The following is a 19,411-nucleotide window of genomic DNA, read 5'->3' as shown; positions in this document are numbered from 1 at the left end:
ATGGGCGAAGCGGAACAGGCAACGGGCGGTCGGCGCAGGGCACGTGGGGGCGGTGGGGCCGCACGCCGAGCCAGCCGTTCAGCGGTCAGCTTTGAGACAGCACGTTTTATTGAGCGGAAGATTCCCAACCTCGACATCCTGCATGACGAGGCGCTCGAGATTATCGAGACCAACGCCGAGACCGTGCTGGAAGAAATCGGCGTTATGTTCGTCGAAAACCCGGGCGCGTTGGCGCGTTGGCGCGATGCCGGGGCTGATGTGCAGGGCGAGCGTGTGCACATTCCGCGTGGCCTTGCGCGCGAGCTGATCAAGACGGCACCGTCGAAGTTCACCCAGATCGCCCGCAACCGCGCCCGCGATGTCGAGATTGGCGGCAACACGATGGTACTGGCGCCGGTCTATGGACCGCCCTTTGTAAACGACCTCAAAGGGGGGCGCCGTTACGCCACCATGGCCGATTTCGAGGTTTTCGTGAAGCTCGGCTATATGTCGAAATGGTTGCACCATTCCGGCGGCACCGTTTGTGAGCCCACCGATGTGCCGGTCAACAAGCGCCATCTGGATATGCTCTACGCCCATATGGCGCTCAGCGATAAGCCGTACATGGGCTCTGTCACCGAACCCTCACGCGCGGTCGACTCGGTTGAAATGTCGAAGATCCTCTTTGGTGCAGATGTGGTCGATAACCACACGGTGATGACCTCGCTCATCAACATTAACTCGCCGCTGACCTTCGACAGCACCATGATGGGCGCGTTGGAGGTGTATGCCGAGGCCGGGCAGGCTTCCATCATCTCGCCCTTCATCGTGGGTGGGGCGATGGCACCTGTTTCTGTGGCCGGGACGCTCACGCAATGCCTCGCCGAAGGGCTGGCGGGCGTGGCCTATAGCCAATTGGTCAAAGCGGGCTCCCCCGCGATCATGGGTGCCATGGTGACGTCAATCGACATGAACTCCGGCGCGCCGACCTTTGGCACGCCTGAGACTTCGCAGATCACATACGGCATGGGCCAGCTGACCCGCCGCCTTGGCCTGCCATACCGCTCCTCCGGGTCTTTCACCGGCTCGAAAATTCCCGATGCGCAGGCGGGGTATGAGACCGCGAATTCGCTGAACATGGGGCTGTTGTCGGGCGTGAACTTCATGCTGCATTCCTGCGGTTGGCTGGAAGGTGGCTTGTCCGCGTCGCCGGAGAAGTTCGTTCTGGACGCCGACCAGCTTGGCATTCTGCACAAGATGGCCGAAGGCATTGCCGTGGATGAGAATGCGCAAGCCCTTGACGCTTTGCGCGAAGTGGGGCCGGGCGGGCATTTCTTGGGGTGCGAGCACACACAGGCCAATTACCAGACAGCGTTCTGGCGGACCAATGTGCTTGACTACAAGCCCTACGAGACTTGGGCCGAGGATGGCAGTCAGTCGAGCTATGAGCTTGCCGCGCTGAAGGTTGAGAAGATGCTGGCCGATTACCAGCAACCCGCGCTGGATCCGGCCATCAACGAAGAACTGCGCGCCTATGTCAGCGAAAAGAAGGCGTCGATGCCGGACGCGTTCATCTGAACTGGCCGCAGGTTATCCACACCAAAAGGTAAATGCGCCGTTCAATTGACGGCGCGTGCCGCGGCCAGCAGTGCGCTCATGACCTGGACGTGACGCGTGGGAGAATAGCCCATGCCGCCGCCCATGCGGGCTGCATTCAGCATTTCCTCTTCGGCAAGCAGTTTCGTCACCGGACGCCGCTTGGCCCGGCGGTGGGCATCGCCCGTATCACAAGCCATTGTGGCGGCTCGGACAAGAAGGCCCGGCCGGCGAATAGTGCTGAGATGTTTGGTCAGTTCGGTCATTTCGGCGTCCCCAGACAATGGATTTCACTGCCACAGGCTGCCACCGGATACGGGGGCGTTGCATGAATCAAAGAACATGCGCGCGGACCCCCTGAAAAAGTTTACGATTCAGAAACAATTTTCCAGTTATCCACAGAATTTAACCATTCAGTAATCAATACGGCGGAATTTTGCAGGCATTAACCTTTTGATCGCGAGGCCTTTGGCCATGAACAATACTGACTCTGCAAAAACGGTTGCTGTTCCGCACTTACCTGCTTGGGTGCCTCAACAGGCACAGCAATATTTGGCCCATACGGCATCGGGGCAAAGCTATCGCAATATCGCCGGAACGGTCGGCAAATCGCCTTCGACAATCTGTCGCCAGGTGCGGGATTTCGAGGATCGGCGGGACGATCCGTTGCTGAATGAAGCACTCGACACCTTATCCGGTTTCCGCCCGTGCGAACTGACGAAAAACACCAATCAACATGAGGAGACGCGGCGCATGACTGCCCCGATACGGACGCCGATTGAAGATGAGACGCAGATCACACGCGAGGCTCGGCGGATTTTGCGCCGCCTGTGTGAGACGGGGGCCGTTTTGGCCGTAGCACAGGATATGGACAAGGCCGTAGTGCTGCGCCAGGGCATAGACGGGGACCAGACACGCACCGCAGTTGTGGATCGCCGCGTTGCGCAGGCGTTCGCGGTCAAAGACTGGATCCAATGCGTAAAAAAGGGCGGCCGCATCGCACGTTACGGCATCACAAATGCCGGAAAGTCGGCGCTTAAGCGTTTGATTGAGGAAGATCGCAAGCGTCGTGTGGGAAATGCCGGTTTCGCGGAGGGGCCGACAGCGTTTCAGGGCCAACATGCCAATTGGGGCAAACGCAAGGTTGCAGGAGACGACGGAAAGCCCGTTCAGCTGCGTGTGAACCTGTCGGAATCACCATTGGCTGGATTGGCCCGCCGCAAGGGGCCGGACGGAAAGCCTTTCCTTGGCCCGGAGTTGGTTCAGGCGGGTGAGCGTTTGCGAGAGGACTTTGAGCGCGCCCAGATGGGGCCACGCGTCGGCCAGAACTGGGACCGCTTCCTGACAGGCGGGGATCGCGGTGGCTTCCTTTCGGATGGAGGCATCGGCGAAGGCCCAATGGATGCGCGCAAACGCGTCTCTGATGCGCTGGACGATCTGGGTCCGGGACTGGCGGATGTCGTGATGCGGGTCTGTTGTTTCCTGGAGGGGCTGGAGTCAGCCGAAAAGCGGCTTGGTTGGTCGGCCCGTTCAGGCAAAGTAGTGCTGAAGATCGGCTTGCAGCGCTTGTTGCAGCACTACGAGGCCTCGCAAGGATTCGTCCCTGCTACACGGGGATAAGCGCCAGAGGAGAGGACGGGAGACTTCGAATAAAAGTCTTCGTGGATTTTTTGTCAGTTGCGCCAAGGCTTTGTGAAATAGCGAAAAATTCGAAATGCTCTCCGGGTTCATGCGCGGGCGGGAATGGTGAGTGTAGAAACCTCTCACTCATACATCCGAGGTTCAGAATGCTTAGAAAACTCGCCATCCCCGCTGTGCTTGCCCTGGTCACCGGCCCTGCTTTCGCCCAAAGCGCAGCGCAGTGCGAACAGGCTCTAATCATCGGGCCGCAGCAGGCTGACCCGGTAGTGATGGCAGCCTGCATGCCGTACTTCCGGTCCTTGGCCGCGAACGCGTCTGCGCCGGGCACGTTTGCAACCCCGCAAACTGGAACATCCGTAACACTTTCGACGTCCGGCACCGATCAGTGAACTCAGCGGGACTTGCATATGGGACATAGCGGCTGTGCCAACTCGCCCGGGTGACGTAGGGATCGTTTAACGTTAAATGATCCTCAACGCACCGAATGAGGAAGCCATGCGCGATCTGAAGATCCCTGAACAGCGCCACCCCGAAAAGGCGCGGCGGCCCGATAATCCGCAGCCGAAAAAGCCAAGCTGGATTCGCGTGAAAGCACCTGTGGGCGAGGGGTATAAATCCACCGCCAAGATCATGCGGGAGCATAAGCTGACCACCGTTTGTGAAGAGGCGGGCTGTCCGAATGTGGGCGAATGCTGGTCGCAGGGCCATGCCACCATGATGATCATGGGCGAGGTCTGCACACGCGCCTGCACCTTCTGCAATATCGCCACAGGCAAGCCGCCAGAGCCCCTAGATGTGTTTGAGCCCGGCCGCGTGGCCGATGCGGTCCAGAAACTTGGCCTGAACCACGTTGTGATCACCTCCGTTGACCGCGATGACGTGTCCGACGGCGGGGCGGAGCATTTTGCCCAAACCATTCGTGCGATCCGACACCGTGCGCCGGAGACGACGATTGAAATCCTGACACCTGATTTCATCAAATCAACGCCCGATGCGCTACAAATCGTGGTCGATGCCAAGCCTGATGTCTTCAACCACAACCTCGAGACTGTCCCCGGCCTTTATCCAGAGGTCCGGCCTGGCGCGCGCTATTTCCATTCGCTTCGTCTGCTTCAACGCGTGAAAGAGATGGACCCCACGATCTTTACCAAATCCGGCATCATGGTAGGCCTCGGCGAAGATAAGCAGGCGGTGCATCAGGTGATGGACGATATGCGCGCCGCCGACATCGATTTCTTGACCATTGGCCAGTACCTGCAACCCACACCGAAGCACCACAAGGTGGACCGGTTCGTTACGCCCGAGGAATTCGCGGGGTATGAGAAAGCGGCCTGGGGCAAAGGGTTCCTGATGGTTTCGGCCACGCCACTGACGCGGTCCTCCTACCACGCGGGTAATGACTTTGCCCGCCTGCGCGAAAATCGGTTGGCCAAACTGGGTCAAGCCTAAGCGCCTTACGGGAATTCCTGCCTTCGCAGCCAGCAATGGGTGTGCCTATATTGGGCGCACCCTTCACAGCTGGATGCCCTTCATGTCCCGATTTTCGACCTTCGCAATGGCCGCGGCTTTCGCCGTAGCGCTTGCAGCTCCGCTTTCCGCTCAAACCTACGACGATGCGCGCGCCGCCTATGATGCGGGCGATTTTGCGCGGGCTGCAGAACTGGTCATGCCATTGGCCGAGGCCGGCGATGCGGCGGCGATGAATATGCTGGGTCTGATGTATGATGACGGGCTTGGTGGGCTGCCCGTAGATCCCGTACGCGCGCTAGACCTCTACACACGATCTGCCGATGCCGGTTTCACCGGAGCCATGAACAATCTGGCCCGCGTCTACCATTATGGCTTTCTGGGGCAGGAGGTTGATGTGGCCCGCGCGCGCCAACTCTACGAACGCGCGATCGAGGGGGGCAGCGAGTTTGCGATGAACAATTTCGCGCTGATGCAAGAAGAAGGGCTGCTTGGCACGCCGGACTGGGCCTCCATCATCGACCTTTATGCGCGCGCAGCCAACCTCGGCGAGCCAAGCGCCGCCGCAAATCTCGCCAATGTCTTCCTTAATGGTCGCGACGGCGTTCCTGAAAACCCCTCACTGGCGCGGCAATGGGCCGAAAGCTCCGTCTCCGTCGGGTCGCCGCGCGGGATGCGGATGCTTGGCTATATGCTCGAGTTCTCCATCGGCGGGCCGGAAGATGTGCCGCGTGCCGAAGCACTCTACCGCGAAGCGTGGGACCTGGGGGATGTCGCCGCCGCGAATGATATGGGGTTGCTTTTCAACTATGGTGCGACGGGCGTGCCGGTGGACTTTGAACAAGCTGTTGAATGGTATGAGCGCGGGATTGCCGCGGGTGATGAATGGTCCCACGTCAATTTGGCTGATCTGTTGGCTGATGGCGATCCGGGCGTGCCCGATGATCCGGTCCGCGCGCGGCGTCTTTATGAGGTCGGGCACGAGATGGGAAATCTCGATGCAAGCGTTGCGCTCAGCTACCTGCATTGGGACGGCGTTGGCGGCCCGGTCGATTTTGACGAGGCGCGCCGTCTGCTTACCCATGCGGCAGAGCAAAACGATTACGGCGCCATGAACGATCTGGGCGTGATGCTGCAACAAGGTCTGGGCGGGCCGGTTGATATCTCAGGCGCGGCGCATCTTTATCAGCAGGCGGCTCAGGGCGGGCACACATTGGGCGCGCAGAACCTCGCCTACATCCTCACCGATACCACGAAATCCCCCGTTGATCCGGTGGAAGGCGTTGCATGGTGCCATTTCAGTGCGGAGCGGGAAGATAACCCGGACACGCGGGATGAATACCGCCTGAACTGCGCCGACCTCGCGCAGAACCTTAGCCAGGATGAGCAGCGCGCGGCAATTTCCCGTTCGGCTGAGTTGCTGAATACGTACTGATGTCGCGGACGGGCCCGTTCGTGAGTTTTTGGCACCGCTTAGGGAATGTCAGGAACCTGAAGCAGATAGTCCGCAATCGCTGCGCGATCGGCCTCGGTTAGTTCGGCCATGTTGAGGATCACGGACCGCATATGGCCACCTGCCACGTCGAAGTCCGGCGTGAAGCCATCATTGAGGTAGGCTGCGATTTCACTGGCGGACCAGCCCAATGCATTAGGCGTGATGTTGGGGATCGTCCCGCTGCCGGACGGGTCGGGAGCGCCGCCAAACCAGCGCGCCAGATCAAGCCCTCCAATGGCATTGCGCGGCGTGTGGCATTCACCGCAATGCGCCAGCGCCTCTGCCAGATACCGCCCGCGCTCGGCCTCGGCGCTTAGTTCAGCGTTCACCGCGAAATCGTCCCGCAGATGCAGCAGGTTCCATGCTCCGACCGCGCGCCGGATCGAGAACGGAAAGCCTACGTCATGCGGCTCTGATGGCACGCCAGACGCGGGCAGGGTTTGCATGAAAGCATAAAGGTCTGCGAGGTCCTGACGCTCCGCCAGCCGGTAGACGGTGTAAGGGAAGGCAGGGTAGTAGTGCTGACCTTCGGGGCTGATGCCGTTTTGCAGTGCCGTCAGGAATTGGGCCAATGTCCAGTCCCCGATGCCATGGACCGGGTCGGTCGAGATATTGGGGGCGCGGAACGTGCCAAACTCACTGGGAAAAGCCTGACCGCCGGACAAGATTAGCCGATCTTCGCCCTCGGCCTCGTCGGCAGCATGGCAGGACGCACAGCCTGCCGCCCAGAAAACGGCTTCACCCGCCGCCGGATCGCCGGTCAGCCCGGCCACCTCGTCCTCCGTGATGTGATCCGCCCGGGTCAGCCAAAGACCTGCTGCAAGGGCCAGAACGGCCAAAAGACCCAAAAGGCGGATCAGGCCACGCATCGCTTAGTTCGCAGCAGCGCGGTAATCGTCGTGACACGATCCACAAGCGGCCCCCACGGGACCAAGCGCGGCGCGCATGGCATCCAACCCGTCACCGGCAACCGCGGCCAGACCTTCAGCGCCCGTACCGAACTCACCCCAAATCTCGATCACGCGGCTGCCTTCCTCCCAAATCGCGGGAAGGGCGCGCGTGCCCTCGATGCTGGCATTGTCTGTTCCCGGCACCCAGTGGAAGCGCTGGTCGATCTGGCTCATCGTCAGCAGGTTGTTTGCTGCCGCTTGGGCGGCTTCGGCATCATAGTCTGTGTTGCCGCGCGCCATATTACCCAGAACACCGATATTGAGCGCCATGACCTGAAATTGACCTTGCCGTGCATCGACGGCTGGATTGCTTTCCTGTGCCGTCGCCGTCAGGGCGAAGGCGCCGGTCAAAGCAGATGCGATAAGAATGCGGGACAGGGTCATGGCGAAGGCTCCGTGGTTACGTGGCTGACAGGTCGCTATGTCACTAAGGGTAGACAGGTGCGACATTCCGTCAACTCACAACTCAGTGCGAAGGCGCACGGCCCGTGTGCCCCACCGCTCATCTTTGCGATGATCAGAACCTCAGGAACGCTTCGATTGCGACCCATTCCGAGTCACTTCCACCGCCCGAGTCTGTGCGGCCCGCGCTAAGTCCCAGGCCGAATTGTTCCTCGAATGTGATCTCCGCACCAAGCCCATAGACAGTCAGCGTCGAGCCGCCGTTGGAACGGAAGGCATGGGTAAGATCCGCACCCAATCGCAGCTCGCTCGACAAGCTCCCTGCAAGCGTCGGAATATCCGGTGTGTAGCCCACGCTAGCGTCAATCACCGTCAATCGGTCGCTGCCCAGTGGTGAGTCTCCGCCGACGATGGCCAACCCACCATCGAAGTTTTCATTCTCAAGATTGGCACGGGCAAAGATCCGCACGAAATCGTCTGCCGTTTCGCTGTCGACATATTCGACGCCGCCACCCAAGTCGTAGTCGATCCCGTTGGCGAGACTTCCGGAATAGGTTGCAGCGACCGAGTACACCTCGCCGTCGCCGCTTGGGTTGAAGTGGACACTCGCCCCGGCCCAAACTGACCCGTAATTGCCCTCGTACAGAAGACCCGCCACAGGCTCCTCATCAAGAAGCGCGATCAAATGAGGAAACGGTTCGAGCAAAATGGCACCGACTTCGAATTCAATCGGTGCGCCGTAGCCGATCCGGTCATCAAGAGTGACCTGCCCGATGGGAGAGGGGACGTAGCCCGCACCAATCGTGCCGCCTTCAAAGAACTCATAGAAAAAGTATGCCGTATAACGGTCCCGGAGGGGTCCGTTGAATTCACTGAAACCGTCATATCCCAGATCAATCCCGAAAAAGGGTGTGAACAGGACGCGCGCCGTCAGATCCAGGTCGAAATAATCCAGCCTGTCGGCATTGCTGATGTCGAAGGCACCGATCCGAACATCCCCGGAAAACCCGATTGTTGGATCAATTGGACCCGCCTGTGCCGCGTTGCTAAGGCCGATGGCCGTTGTCATTGACAGAACGAAAATACGTTTCATGAAATAGTCCTCGGTGGTGGTGTTGCACTATCGTGCAGCCCACCAAACGGGTCATGCAACGTCCCTGTTGTTCCTTCGTTGACCTAAGGTCAATTGCGTTGCAGGGGTGCCACAGCCCCTTATTTCATTGACACTTTGCCAATAAACGGCAGATTCCGGTTTCTTTGCGCATAATCAATGCCGTAGCCGACCACGAATTCATCAGGGATCTCGAAACCGGTCCAATCCGCGCGAATATCGACTTCACGCCGTGTTGGCTTGTCCAGTAGCGCAATGGTCTTCATCCGCGCCGGTTCGCGCTGCGCCAACAGGCCCACAACATGCTTTAGCGTGTGGCCTGTATCGACAATATCTTCGACAACCAGAACATCTCGGCCCTGAATTTCGCCACGCAAATCCTTCAGGATGCGCACCTCGCGGCTGCTTTCCATGGCGTTGCCATAGCTGGAGGCCTCCAAAAAATCGACCTCCACCGGCAGGTCAATCTCACGCACAAGATCAGCGATAAATACGAAGCTTCCGCGCAGAAGACCCACCACCACCAGCTTGTCAGTTCCGCCGAACTCTGCCTCGATCTCACGCGACAGTTCTTCGATCCGGGCGGCAATGGCCTTGGCCGAGATCATCTTGTCGACAGTGTAGCTTTGCTGCGCCATTTCGCCCCCAATTCCCCCCGGAACCTTGCAATCGCCGGTCAGGTTTATGACATGAGCCACAAGACGAAAAGGCGAAAGGGGCCCATGCCTAGCCATTCTGAGACCCGCAAGCTGCCGTACTCAGCGCAGCAGATGTACGACCTTGTCGCTGACGTGGCGCGCTATCCGGAGTTCATCCCGTGGACGGTCGCAACGCGCGTGCGTTCGGTGGAGGATAAGGGCGATCACGCGCTTATGCATGCGGACATGGTCGTTGGGTTCCGGATGTTCCGGGAGAAGTTCCTGAGCCGGGTTGAGCTTTATGAGGCCGCGCGCAAGATCGACACGGCCTATGTCGATGGCCCGTTCAAGTACCTCAATTCGAATTGGGAATTCGTGGACACGGCCACGGGCTGCGATGTGAACTTCGCCGTGGATTTCGAGTTCAAGAACCGACTTCTCCAAGGCGCGGCAGGTCTGTTCTTCATGGACGCCATGCAGCGCATCGTTCGCGCGTTCGAAGCACGCGCTCACGACCTTTATGGGGCAGGGGCCGCCGAAACGGCCTGAATGCCGCCCGGAACACTTCGTGTTCACATTCCCGCAGAACGCAAACACCCGACCAATTGGCCGGGTGCTTTGTTTTCCAGATGATGCGGATCTACGAGGTCATGTCGTAGGCTCGTTCCCCATGGGACGACAGATCGAGGCCGGTATATTCGTCCTCCTGCGTCACGCGCAGCGGGAAGATCGCCTTCACGACAAGTATGATCACCGTGGTCGTTACAACCGTCCAGGCACCCACAACGGCCAGTCCACCGAATTGCTCGGTCGCGCCCGCATGGCCGAAAACGACCAGCATGATGATCCCGAACATGCCGCCAACGCCGTGCACGGCGAAGACGTCCAGTGTGTCGTCGATGTTCATCAGGTCTTTCACGACGCCACACAGGACCTGGCACATGACACCGGCAACAGCACCGATGATCATGGCCTCTACCGGGCTGACGGAGCCCGAGGCAGGCGTGATGGAGGCAAGTCCGGCAATCGTGCCCGTTACCATGCCCACAAGCGAGGCTTTGCCGTAGCGGATCCGTTCCCACAGCGCCCAGGTCAGCGACGCCGTGGCGGCCGAGATGTGCGTGACGGTCAGCGCCATCGCGGCCCCACCATCAGCGGCGAGTTGCGAGCCGCCATTGAAGCCGAACCAGCCGACCCACAGCATTGCAGCCCCGATCATCACCATGCCCGGATTATGCGGGGGTTTAGACTTGTCCGACCGTTGGCCCAGGAAGAAGGCCAGGATCAACGCCGCCAGACCGGCGGTCTGGTGCACCACGATGCCGCCCGCAAAGTCGTTCACGCCGTTCTCAAACAGCGACCATTCTTCGCCGGCCAGCAATCCGCCGCCCCAGATCCAGTGCGCAACCGGCGCGTAGCAAATCAGCATCCACAGCGCTGAGAAGGCCATAACGAAGCCATAGCTGATCCGCTCCACATAGGCGCCGACGATCAGGGCAGGGGTGATGATCGCGAATGTCATTTGGAAGGCGAAGAACAGAACTTCTGGGATGGTGCCGAACAAGGTGTCAGCGTCGACCCCGTTCAGAAAGGTTTTCCCAAGTCCGCCCCAATAGGCATTGCCATCCCCGAAGGCGATGGAATAGCCAATGGCGAGCCACAGAACGCTCATCAGGCAGGCGATTGAGAAGCATTGCATGAAAACGCTCAGCACGTTGCGAGAGCGCACAAGCCCTCCGTAGAACAGCGCAAGTCCCGGCAATGTCATGAAAAGGACCAGCGCCGTTGCGACGATGATCCAGGCGGTGTCGGCTCCGACCATGGCGGATGCTCCCTTCCTTTGTCCCTCTTGGGGCGGCACAAACCGCGAAGCGCGTGCGGGAAAAAGAGGCAGGTGGGGATTTTGCCGCCCAAAACCTATGCGGTTTATAATTTGCTCGAAAAATAGGCGCTATTGCCGGGCTAAGCCTTGGATTTGAGCGCGTCGAGGATCATCGACAAGGCATGTTCGATCGTCCGCATCCGTACAACTGGCCGCCCCAGCGGGCCGAATTGCACGGTCTCGACCTTTGTCTCGTGCCCGTCCATGGCGAGGCCAAAGCAGACCATGCCTTCCGGCTTCGCATCCGTTCCACCCGGTCCGGCCACGCCCGTGACAGACACCGCTATATCCGCGCCTGAGTGTTTCAAGGCGCCCGCCGCCATCGCGCGGGCGACCGGCTCTGACACCGCGCCGTGCGCCTCTATCAGCGCCGGATCGACGCCCAACATTTCTGATTTGGCCGCATTGGAATAGGTCACGAACCCCCGATCCAGCACGTCCGAGCTGCCCGGCACATCCGTGATCGCCCCAGCGATCAACCCGCCCGTGCAGCTTTCCGCCGTGGCCAGCATCATCCCGGCCTTATGCAGCGCCTCATTGACGGCTTGCGGGTTCACAAGAACAACAGATGACCAAGCACGGCGGCCAGCGCCACGATCATCGCTGCCAGCCAGCCTGCGATCACGTCATCAGCCATGATCCCGAAAGCGCCGTGCTGCCGGTCTGCCCAACCCACAGGTCCGGGTTTAAAGATGTCGAAGAAGCGGAACGCCAGAAACGCCACGATCAGCCCCGGGTAAAGCGCGGTGATCTCCGATCCCGTCATCTGCGCGCCGACCGAGACCGGCCACAGGGCAACCCATTGTCCTGCCAGCTCGTCAATCACGATCTCGCTTGGGTCTTCGTCCGAAGTGCCAACCTCGACCTGCACCGCCCAATAGCCTAGGGCCGTCACCGCCAGCGTCGCTAAAACCAGCAACAGCGCCCCGCCGACCATGTGCACCAGCACGCCCAGCCCAAGCCCCACAAGGCTGCCCCAAGTGCCCGGCGCTGGCCTCAGCAATCCCACACCGCCGACAATCGCAATCAACCGCGTCATCGCGCCACCAGCGTGACCGTTGCCATCGCCGCAATCCCTTCCTCGCGGCCCGTGAAGCCCAGCCGCTCCGTCGTCGTCGCCTTGACGGAGACGCGGCCCAACTCGATCCGCAGCAACTCTGCCAATCGCGCCCGCATCGCACCAGCGACAGGGCCGATCTTGGGGCGCTCGCACATCAACGTCAGATCGGCATTCGAAATCTCGAACCCCCGTTCTGCGGCCAGTTCCACTGCATGGTTCAGGAAGATATGGCTCTCCGCCCCTTTCCAATGTGGGTCACTCGGCGGGAAATGTGTGCCGATATCCCCCACTGCCAGCGCGCCATAGATCGCATCTGTCACCGTATGCAGGCCCACATCCGCATCCGAATGCCCCTGCAAGCCCCGGTTATGGGGCACGGAGACACCGCATAGCCAGACCTGATCGCCCGGACCGAACCGGTGCACGTCAAATCCATTGCCGACACGAATATCCATTTTCTCGCCTTTCAACAGCGCCTCGGCCCGCGCGAAGTCTTCTGGGCCAGTGATCTTCAGATTGGCCTCATCGCCCGGCACAATCGCGACGTCCAGGCCCGCCGCACGCGCAACTTCGACATCGTCGGCAGGCACGCCTTCAAACGCCTCATGCGCTGCAATAATCGCCGACCGCTCAAACCCTTGCGGCGTCTGCGCCCGCCACAATCCGTCACGCTCCTGCGTGCCTTCAACCGACTCCCCGCCGCGCCAAAGCGCGTCTGTCACCGCCAAAGCCGGGGCTGCCGCACCGTGGCGGCGCACGCCCTCGATCACGGCGGAAATCACGCCCGGCGGCACACAGGGGCGCGCCACATCATGGATGAGGACAATACCCTCGCCACAAGCCGCAAGCCCGGCCCGCACCGACGCCGCCCGATCTGCTCCGCCATGGACCACACGCAGCGTGCTTGGAAGGTCCAATCCTTCAAGCCGCCCGAAATCTTCCGGAGGGATCACCAACACCATGTCAAGGCCCGCCGGATGCGCCGCGAACCGCGACACGGTCCACTCCACAACCCTCCTCCCGGCGATCTCGCGCCATTGCTTCGGCACGTCTCCACCGGCGCGTGTGCCACGTCCGGCGGCGACGATGACGGCAGTGAGGGAAGGGGGCGTTTCAACCATGGGTTTTGTGATAGGCGAGGCCACCCTCCCGCACAATCCGATATCGTTCTGACCGTTTTCGCATCGTTGTGCCTAATTATTGTGCAAATGCCCTTTTGCGTGCAAATAGAAAGCCTCACCACTTTGTCTTCTCCCCTGCGCAGCCCTATCCACATGACAAACGCACAAGGATTAAGCGCTCTGGCCATCCAGCTCGATACCATGACCCTAACGCCGCCGGTTCTGCTGGCGCCCATGGCGGGGATCACCGATCTGCCGTTTCGCAGGCTGGTCAGCCGCTTCGGCGCGGGCCTTGTCGTGTCCGAGATGGTCGCAAGCCAAGAGATGGTCGAGGCGAAAGCGTCCGTGCGCGCGCGGGCCGAGCTTGGGTTTGGTGAACAAGCTTCTGCTGTGCAGATCGCGGGGCGAGAAGCACATTGGATGGCCGAGGCCGCGCGCATCGCAGCCGGGCAGGGCGCAAAGATCATCGACATCAACATGGGCTGCCCCGCCAAGAAGGTGACGGGCGGCATGTCTGGTTCGGCGCTCATGCGCGACCCGGACCATGCTTTGCGGTTGATCGAAGCCGTGGTGGGGGCCGTAGACGTTCCTGTTACGCTCAAGACAAGGTTGGGGTGGGACGACGACCTCCTGAACGCGCCGCGCCTTGCAAAGCGCGCGGAAGGGGCCGGCATTCGCATGGTCACGATCCATGGCCGCACCCGTTGCCAGTTTTACAAAGGCACAGCCGACTGGCCTGCCATCCGTGCCGTCAAAGAAGCCGTATCGATCCCGGTCATTGCCAACGGCGATATCGTCGACGCGCCATCTGCGATGCAGGCGCTGCGCTGCTCTAGTGCGGACGGCGTCATGGTAGGGCGTGGTATTCAGGGCGCGCCATGGTTGCTGGCCGAGATTGGCGCAAGTCTTTACGGCACGCCCACGCCGGATGTTCCCGCAGGTGCAGCCTTCGCTGAAATGGTCGCCGGCCACTACGAAGACATTCTGGCCTTCTACGGCACCACGCTCGGCCTCAAAGTCGCGCGTAAGCATCTTGGTTGGTACATGGATGCCAGCGCCACGCCACGCGATCTCCGCAAACAGGTGCTGACGGAAACGGATCCCAAGCAGGTTATGGCGACCCTGCCACTGGCCTTGTCCTCCGGGTTGAGGGCCGTCGCATGACCTCTGTGACCGACGCTTTGTGGGCATCCCTGCCGATCCCGGCGCTGATCCTTGACGCTGACGATCGCATCGCCGACGTAAACCCGGCGGCAGAGGCCTTCCTCAACACGTCGCGTCGTTCGCTTCTGGGCTTCCCGGTCTGGGACAAGATCTTCGTCGATGCGCCGCTGGAAGAAAGCTTCGCCCGCGTCCGCAACGCCCAATCCGCGCTGTTCGTGAATGCCGTCGATGTCGGCACCGGCAGCCGCAAACCTGTTTCCTGTGACGTTCAGATCACGGGGCTGACTGACCGACCCGATCATGTGCTGGTGCTCTTGGAAAGCCGCGAGATGCAGGGGCGGATGGACCGGGCCATGTCGTCGAAAACGGCGGCGAAGTCTGCCATTGGCATGGCCGAGATGCTGGCGCACGAAATCAAGAACCCGCTGGCCGGGATTACGGGCGCGGCGCAGCTCATCTCCATGAATCTGCCGCCGGAAGATCTGGAACTGACCGACTTGATCGTGGCTGAGACGCGCCGCGTTCTCAAACTCCTCGAACAGGTGGAAGACTTCGGCAATGTCCGTCCACCGGATCGCAAGGGCGTCAATATTCACGACGTGTTGGATCGCGCGCGAAAGTCCGCCGCCTTGGGGTTTGCCGCCCATATGACCATTGAGGATGAATACGATCCGTCGCTGCCACTGACCTGGGCGGACCCCGATCAGCTTTTGCAGGTCATTCTTAACCTGTTGAAGAACGCCGCAGAAGCCGGGGCGGAGGGCGGCACGATCCGCATCCGCACGTTTTATGAACTTGGCCTGAAAGTCCGCCGCAGCGACGGCTCGGGCGCCGCCGTGCCGCTTCAGGTCGAGGTCGTGGATGATGGGCCCGGCATCCCCGCCGATCTGGCGCAGGACATTTTTGAGCCGTTCGTCTCGGGTCGCGAAAATGGTACCGGTCTTGGGCTTGCCCTGATCTCCAAGATCGTTTCCGACCATGACGGATTGATCAGTGTCGATAGCGTACCCGGACGTACTGCGTTCCGCATTTCACTGCCGGTCGCACCAAAAGGAGCGACTGGATGACCCTCTGCGAAAAGGGATGCGTTCTGTCGGACGCGTTTCCCACGAAAATCCGATCAGAAGGACGCATCTGCGTTCAACTGGTCTTATCTCGAAAGGCTACTGACCCATGGACGGCACCGTTCTAGTCGCCGATGACGACCGCACCATTCGCACCGTTCTGACCCAGGCGTTGACCCGGGCCGGGTGCAAGGTTCACGCGACCTCCAGCCTGATGACCCTGATGCGATGGGTTGAGGAGGGGAAGGGCGATCTGGTGATCTCCGACGTGGTCATGCCAGATGGCAACGGCTTGGAAACCCTGCCGAAAATCACGGCGGAGCGTCCGGGGCTACCGGTGATCATCATTTCGGCACAGAACACGATCATGACGGCAATTCAGGCGACCGAAAAAGACGCTTACGATTACCTGCCAAAGCCTTTTGACCTGCCCGACCTGATGAAACGCGCCGCCCGCGCTTTGGAGCAAAAGCGGCGCCTGCAAGCCACGGCCAAACCCGCCTCCACCCCCGCTCCTACCTCCGGCGAAGACCTGCCCTTGGTCGGGCGAACACCCGTCATGCAGTCGCTTTATCGCCTTGTCGCCCGGGTGATGAACACCGACCTGACCGTTCTTGTCACAGGTGAATCTGGTACTGGTAAGTCGCTGATTGCGCGCGCTATTCACGACTTCTCAGACCGGCGCACCTTGCCGTTTGTCGTAGCCTCTGCCCCGGATCTTGAGGGGATCGATGGCCCGTCGTCCATCCTTGCCCGCGCGAAGGGAGGTTCTATCCTGTTTGATGAGGTTGGCGATCTGCCCGAGGACGCCCAGGCCAAGATCGTGCGCATGCTCGATTCTATGTCCGACGGCGGTCCGCGCATTATGGCGACGTCGCAAAAGGACCTGATGGAAAAAATGGAGGCCGGTGCCTTCCGCCAAGACCTCTTTTATCGCCTCGGTGGCGTCGGCATCGCAGTTCCCAGTTTACGGGAGCGGGTCGACGATATCCCGTTGCTTGCAAATCACTTTCTTGCGCGGGCCGAGCGGGACGGAGCGCTCACGCGCCGGTTTTCCGATGCCGCAATGGACCTGATCCGCGCCTATTCCTGGCCGGGCAATGCCCGCCAGTTGGAGAATTCCATACGCCGCCTGACTGTCACCGCCGCCAGTGAGGAAATCACATTGGCGGAAGTTGAGGCTGTGCTCGGAAGCCAGCCAGCAATTGAGCCGCTGATCTCTGGAAACAGCGAAGGCGACAAGCTTTCTGCCAGTGTTGCCAAACACTTGCGGCGCTACTTTGATCTACACGGCGGGGTGCTTCCGGCTCCGGGCCTCTACACTCGAATCCTGCGGGAAGTAGAGCTTCCACTTATCGAGATTGCTCTTGATGCAACGGGCGGCAACCAAGCCAAATGTGCCGATCTTCTTGGCATCAACCGCAATACCTTGAGAAAAAAGATCACCGACCTCGATATTCGGGTTACGCGCCGCAGAAAATTGATGTAATCTCGCAACAGTCGCGTGGCATTCGGGGTACAGGCACCTCGACGTCGCCGGGTCTGTCAGCCCGATCGAGCGACAGAATTGGGGGATGCGAGTGGTCGACAAGCCCGCCAGCGATATGGGCGAACATCAGCCATTTCTGGCGCGTGTCGCGGGTTTGCGGCGCAACAAGCGTGTGCGGTCGTTCGGCACCATTGGTCTGATCGTGCTCGCACCGGTTCTGGCGCTGGCGACGTATCTGGCCTTCCGCCCGCTTGGGGATGTCACGGGGCAGACGGCGCGTACGCTGATCCTGCTCGCGGATTTTGTCTATATTCTTGTTATTGCGACCCTCGTTCTACGGGAGCTGGCCCGTATCGCCGCATCGCGCCGCGCGGAATCGGCGGGCTCCCGGCTGCACCTGCGTCTGACTACGATCTTCGGGGCGGTCGCCCTTGTGCCCACGGTGGTCGTGGCTGTGCTGGCGGTTCTGAGCGTGAACATGGGCCTTGAGGGCTGGTTTTCAGACAGGGTCTCAACGGCGCTTGGCAATTCCGTGGACGCGGCCGTGGCCTATCAGGAAGAGCACCGGGATGATCTGGAACAGGATGTCCGTGCGCTGGGGGCCTTCATTAACCTCAACCGACGCGCGGTGCCGTTCCTGAGTGACGGCGACTTGCGACAGGTGCTCAGCCAAGGACAGCAGCAAATTCAGCGCGGGTTGCGAGAGGCGTTCGTGATCGACGGGGCAGGGCAGATCCGGGCGCGAGGTGAGCGATCTTATCTATTCGACTACGACGAACCGAGCGCCGAGGACTTGATAGCCGCCGCCGAAGGCGATGTGGTTCTGACCGAGGATCGGGAGCAGAACGAATTCCGCGCGCTGCTGCGGCTAGACGCTTTCCCCGACCGATACCTCTACATCAGCCGCGAGGTGGACGGGCAGATCATTTCTCTGCTGGATGAGACTGAGCAAACCGTTTTGCTCTACCGGCAGGTTGAATCCGACCGTGGGCGTCTGCTGTTCGATTTTGCCCTTCTTTATCTTGGCTTTGCGACACTGATGATCCTCGCGGCCATCTGGGCAGGCCTAAGTTTTGGAGAGCGTCTTTCGCGCCCTGTGGGCCGTCTGGCCGGTGCGGCGCAGCGTGTCGGGCAGGGCGATCTCGACGTCCGTGTTCCGGAAGAAACCTCAGATGATGAAATCGCCATGTTGGGGCGGTTGTTCAATCAGATGACTCTGCAACTCAAAGGCCAGCGCGACACGTTGATCGAGCAAAATGCCTCAACGGAAGAACGCCGCCGCCTGTTCGATTCTGTGCTGTCTTCGGTGACTGCGGGCGTCATTGGGCTGGAGGAATCGGGCCGCGTCGATTTCATGAACCGGTCGGCTATCCGGCTGTTGTCTTTGGTCGAACAGCGCGACAGCGGACTGACGCTTGAAGCCGCCGTCCCAGAGTTCGCCGAGCTGTTCGAGAAACTGAAGGGCACCACCGCCGAAGCTGTGCAGGAGGAGATCAAGCTAACCCGTGGCAGTAAGCAGGAAAGCCTGCTCGTTCGCATGGCCACACGACGCAATCTTGACGGCGAGCTTGAAGGCTACGTGGTGGCCTTCGACGATGTGACCCAACTTGTCAGTGCGCAGCGTATGGCGGCTTGGGGCGACGTGGCTCGCCGGATTGCCCACGAAATCAAGAACCCGTTGACGCCGATCCAGCTGAGTGCTGAACGGATAAACCGCAAATTCTCCAAACGGTTGGAGGATGAGGATAAAGAATCTCTGGAACAGATGACCGAAGTGATCGTGCGCCAGACCAATGACCTGCGGCGCATCGTTGATGAATTCTCAAAGTTCGCGCGTATGCCGGAGCCGGAAACACGGGTCGAGGATGTCGTTCAATTGTTGAGCAATGCGGTGATGTTGCAGCGCGCGGGCCAGCCAGAGGTGCGGTTTGTGACCGATATTCCCGATGCGCAGGCGATGGCAGAAGTTGACGCGACCATGATCGGACAGGCGCTGACGAACCTGTTGAAGAACGGCGGTGAAGCCATTGAGAGCCTTCAAGAAAAAAGCGCACCTGAAGGCCATGTGCCGGAGCTTCGCGTTGCCATGGAGATTGGCGCGGATAGTGTCCAGATCGACATCGCAGATAATGGCATCGGCCTTCCACCGGACCGCGCGAAACTGTTCGAACCCTATGTAACAACCCGCGACAAGGGCACCGGTCTTGGCCTGCCCATCGTCAAGAAAATCATTGAGGAGCATGGCGGCACGCTGGAGCTTCTGGATGCGGAGCCGTTCAGCGACGGCGCGCATCTGGGGGCGCTTGCGCGTATCACGTTGCCGCGTTTGCCCGACAGGCATGGAGATTAAGT

19 protein-coding genes are annotated in these 19,411 nt (G+C 60.4%); 10 read left to right on the top strand and 9 right to left on the bottom strand.

The features are described 5' to 3' along the window. Nucleotides 1-1,557: a trimethylamine methyltransferase family protein gene (locus tag V8J81_RS07285; RefSeq protein ID WP_368475083.1), complete on the top strand. Its 1,557-nt coding sequence runs from the start codon at nt 1-3 to the stop codon at nt 1,555-1,557. Between the two features lie 41 nt (nt 1,558-1,598). Here V8J81_RS07285 and V8J81_RS07280 read toward each other — a convergent pair whose 3' ends face one another. Further along, nucleotides 1,599-1,841 (bottom strand): DUF6477 family protein, encoded by a 243-nt coding sequence (locus tag V8J81_RS07280; protein WP_368475082.1) that lies wholly within the window; start codon nt 1,839-1,841, stop codon nt 1,599-1,601. Nucleotides 1,842-2,049: 208 nt separating this feature from the next. On the opposite strand from V8J81_RS07280, the gene V8J81_RS07275 reads away from it, so the two are divergent. From V8J81_RS07275 to V8J81_RS07260, 4 genes are all read left to right on the top strand, one after another. Then, nucleotides 2,050-3,195, top strand: a complete 1,146-nt coding sequence (locus tag V8J81_RS07275; RefSeq protein WP_368475081.1) for a DUF6456 domain-containing protein — start codon at nt 2,050-2,052, stop codon at nt 3,193-3,195. A gap of 167 nt (nt 3,196-3,362) precedes the next feature. Next, entirely contained in the window at nt 3,363-3,605 is a 243-nt protein-coding gene (locus V8J81_RS07270) for a hypothetical protein (RefSeq protein WP_368475080.1), read from the top strand. Between the two features lie 106 nt (nt 3,606-3,711). Further along, nucleotides 3,712-4,665: a lipoyl synthase gene (lipA, locus tag V8J81_RS07265; RefSeq protein ID WP_368477613.1), complete on the top strand. Its 954-nt coding sequence runs from the start codon at nt 3,712-3,714 to the stop codon at nt 4,663-4,665. 82 nt (nt 4,666-4,747) lie between these two features. Then, nucleotides 4,748-6,118 carry a tetratricopeptide repeat protein gene (locus V8J81_RS07260; protein ID WP_368475079.1) on the top strand — a complete coding sequence of 457 codons (1,371 nt, stop codon included), beginning with the start codon at nt 4,748-4,750 and terminating at the stop codon, nt 6,116-6,118. Nucleotides 6,119-6,156: 38 nt separating this feature from the next. Here the strand turns inward: V8J81_RS07260 and V8J81_RS07255 are convergent, their stop codons facing one another. From V8J81_RS07255 to hpt, 4 genes are all read right to left on the bottom strand, one after another. Continuing rightward, a complete protein-coding gene (locus V8J81_RS07255) occupies nt 6,157-7,047 on the bottom strand; it encodes a c-type cytochrome (protein ID WP_368475078.1) in 891 nt (296 codons plus the stop codon). A 3-nt stretch (nt 7,048-7,050) separates the two neighbouring features. After that, nucleotides 7,051-7,512 (bottom strand): c-type cytochrome, encoded by a 462-nt coding sequence (locus V8J81_RS07250; RefSeq protein WP_368475077.1) that lies wholly within the window; start codon nt 7,510-7,512, stop codon nt 7,051-7,053. A 133-nt stretch (nt 7,513-7,645) separates the two neighbouring features. After that, a complete protein-coding gene (locus tag V8J81_RS07245; RefSeq protein WP_368475076.1) occupies nt 7,646-8,623 on the bottom strand; it encodes a hypothetical protein in 978 nt (325 codons plus the stop codon). A 119-nt stretch (nt 8,624-8,742) separates the two neighbouring features. Further along, nucleotides 8,743-9,279, bottom strand: a complete 537-nt coding sequence (gene hpt, locus V8J81_RS07240; RefSeq protein ID WP_368475075.1) for a hypoxanthine phosphoribosyltransferase — start codon at nt 9,277-9,279, stop codon at nt 8,743-8,745. 84 nt (nt 9,280-9,363) lie between these two features. Between hpt and V8J81_RS07235 the strand changes: the two genes are divergently transcribed. After that, the gene (locus tag V8J81_RS07235) at nt 9,364-9,828 is read left to right on the top strand and encodes a type II toxin-antitoxin system RatA family toxin (RefSeq protein WP_368475074.1); all 465 of its coding nucleotides are present in this window, start codon (nt 9,364-9,366) and stop codon (nt 9,826-9,828) included. A gap of 91 nt (nt 9,829-9,919) precedes the next feature. Here the strand turns inward: V8J81_RS07235 and V8J81_RS07230 are convergent, their stop codons facing one another. From V8J81_RS07230 to V8J81_RS07215, 4 genes are all read right to left on the bottom strand, one after another. Beyond that, nucleotides 9,920-11,101 carry an ammonium transporter gene (locus V8J81_RS07230; protein ID WP_368475073.1) on the bottom strand — a complete coding sequence of 394 codons (1,182 nt, stop codon included), beginning with the start codon at nt 11,099-11,101 and terminating at the stop codon, nt 9,920-9,922. A gap of 140 nt (nt 11,102-11,241) precedes the next feature. Further along, the gene (locus tag V8J81_RS07225; RefSeq protein WP_368475072.1) at nt 11,242-11,718 is read right to left on the bottom strand and encodes a CinA family protein; all 477 of its coding nucleotides are present in this window, start codon (nt 11,716-11,718) and stop codon (nt 11,242-11,244) included. Beyond that, nucleotides 11,715-12,200 carry a phosphatidylglycerophosphatase A family protein gene (locus V8J81_RS07220; protein WP_368475071.1) on the bottom strand — a complete coding sequence of 162 codons (486 nt, stop codon included), beginning with the start codon at nt 12,198-12,200 and terminating at the stop codon, nt 11,715-11,717. Before V8J81_RS07220 ends, V8J81_RS07225 begins: the two co-directional genes overlap by 4 nt. Further along, nucleotides 12,197-13,342 carry a bifunctional 2-C-methyl-D-erythritol 4-phosphate cytidylyltransferase/2-C-methyl-D-erythritol 2,4-cyclodiphosphate synthase gene (locus V8J81_RS07215; protein ID WP_368475070.1) on the bottom strand — a complete coding sequence of 382 codons (1,146 nt, stop codon included), beginning with the start codon at nt 13,340-13,342 and terminating at the stop codon, nt 12,197-12,199. Before V8J81_RS07215 ends, V8J81_RS07220 begins: the two co-directional genes overlap by 4 nt. A gap of 153 nt (nt 13,343-13,495) precedes the next feature. Between V8J81_RS07215 and dusB the strand changes: the two genes are divergently transcribed. The 4 genes from dusB to V8J81_RS07195 all read left to right on the top strand — a co-directional run bounded on the left by dusB (nt 13,496) and on the right by V8J81_RS07195 (nt 19,409). Then, entirely contained in the window at nt 13,496-14,506 is a 1,011-nt protein-coding gene (gene dusB / locus V8J81_RS07210) for a tRNA dihydrouridine synthase DusB (protein WP_368475069.1), read from the top strand. Then, complete coding sequence (locus tag V8J81_RS07205; protein ID WP_368475068.1) at nt 14,503-15,573, top strand: two-component system sensor histidine kinase NtrB; 1,071 nt, start codon at nt 14,503-14,505, stop codon at nt 15,571-15,573. The genes dusB and V8J81_RS07205 overlap by 4 nt, the downstream gene beginning before the upstream one ends. Nucleotides 15,574-15,679: 106 nt before the next feature. After that, a complete protein-coding gene (locus V8J81_RS07200) occupies nt 15,680-17,059 on the top strand; it encodes a response regulator (RefSeq protein WP_368475067.1) in 1,380 nt (459 codons plus the stop codon). 85 nt (nt 17,060-17,144) lie between these two features. Then, nucleotides 17,145-19,409, top strand: a complete 2,265-nt coding sequence (locus tag V8J81_RS07195) for a sensor histidine kinase NtrY-like (protein ID WP_368475066.1) — start codon at nt 17,145-17,147, stop codon at nt 19,407-19,409. Nucleotides 19,410-19,411 lie beyond the last annotated feature (2 nt).

The organism is Gymnodinialimonas sp. 202GB13-11, from assembly GCF_040932485.1.
In the GTDB taxonomy this organism is placed as follows: Bacteria; Pseudomonadota; Alphaproteobacteria; order Rhodobacterales; family Rhodobacteraceae; genus Gymnodinialimonas; species Gymnodinialimonas hymeniacidonis.
Note: the sequence above shows the minus strand (reverse complement) of the source record. Positions and strands in the feature narration are given on the sequence as shown.

Coding starts and splice junctions, on each gene's coding strand:
- lipA (WP_368477613.1), top strand. CDS start 3,712: ATGCGCGATCTGAAGATCCCTGAACAGCGCCACCCCGAAAAGGCGCGG.
- V8J81_RS07285 (WP_368475083.1), top strand. CDS start 1: ATGGGCGAAGCGGAACAGGCAACGGGCGGTCGGCGCAGGGCACGTGGG.
- V8J81_RS07275 (WP_368475081.1), top strand. CDS start 2,050: ATGAACAATACTGACTCTGCAAAAACGGTTGCTGTTCCGCACTTACCT.
- V8J81_RS07270 (WP_368475080.1), top strand. CDS start 3,363: ATGCTTAGAAAACTCGCCATCCCCGCTGTGCTTGCCCTGGTCACCGGC.
- V8J81_RS07245 (WP_368475076.1), bottom strand. CDS start 8,623: ATGAAACGTATTTTCGTTCTGTCAATGACAACGGCCATCGGCCTTAGC.
- V8J81_RS07260 (WP_368475079.1), top strand. CDS start 4,748: ATGTCCCGATTTTCGACCTTCGCAATGGCCGCGGCTTTCGCCGTAGCG.
- V8J81_RS07255 (WP_368475078.1), bottom strand. CDS start 7,047: ATGCGTGGCCTGATCCGCCTTTTGGGTCTTTTGGCCGTTCTGGCCCTT.
- V8J81_RS07215 (WP_368475070.1), bottom strand. CDS start 13,342: ATGGTTGAAACGCCCCCTTCCCTCACTGCCGTCATCGTCGCCGCCGGA.
- hpt (WP_368475075.1), bottom strand. CDS start 9,279: ATGGCGCAGCAAAGCTACACTGTCGACAAGATGATCTCGGCCAAGGCC.
- V8J81_RS07205 (WP_368475068.1), top strand. CDS start 14,503: ATGACCTCTGTGACCGACGCTTTGTGGGCATCCCTGCCGATCCCGGCG.
- V8J81_RS07230 (WP_368475073.1), bottom strand. CDS start 11,101: ATGGTCGGAGCCGACACCGCCTGGATCATCGTCGCAACGGCGCTGGTC.
- V8J81_RS07220 (WP_368475071.1), bottom strand. CDS start 12,200: ATGACGCGGTTGATTGCGATTGTCGGCGGTGTGGGATTGCTGAGGCCA.
- V8J81_RS07250 (WP_368475077.1), bottom strand. CDS start 7,512: ATGACCCTGTCCCGCATTCTTATCGCATCTGCTTTGACCGGCGCCTTC.
- dusB (WP_368475069.1), top strand. CDS start 13,496: ATGACAAACGCACAAGGATTAAGCGCTCTGGCCATCCAGCTCGATACC.
- V8J81_RS07280 (WP_368475082.1), bottom strand. CDS start 1,841: ATGACCGAACTGACCAAACATCTCAGCACTATTCGCCGGCCGGGCCTT.
- V8J81_RS07195 (WP_368475066.1), top strand. CDS start 17,145: ATGCGAGTGGTCGACAAGCCCGCCAGCGATATGGGCGAACATCAGCCA.
- V8J81_RS07235 (WP_368475074.1), top strand. CDS start 9,364: ATGCCTAGCCATTCTGAGACCCGCAAGCTGCCGTACTCAGCGCAGCAG.
- V8J81_RS07200 (WP_368475067.1), top strand. CDS start 15,680: ATGGACGGCACCGTTCTAGTCGCCGATGACGACCGCACCATTCGCACC.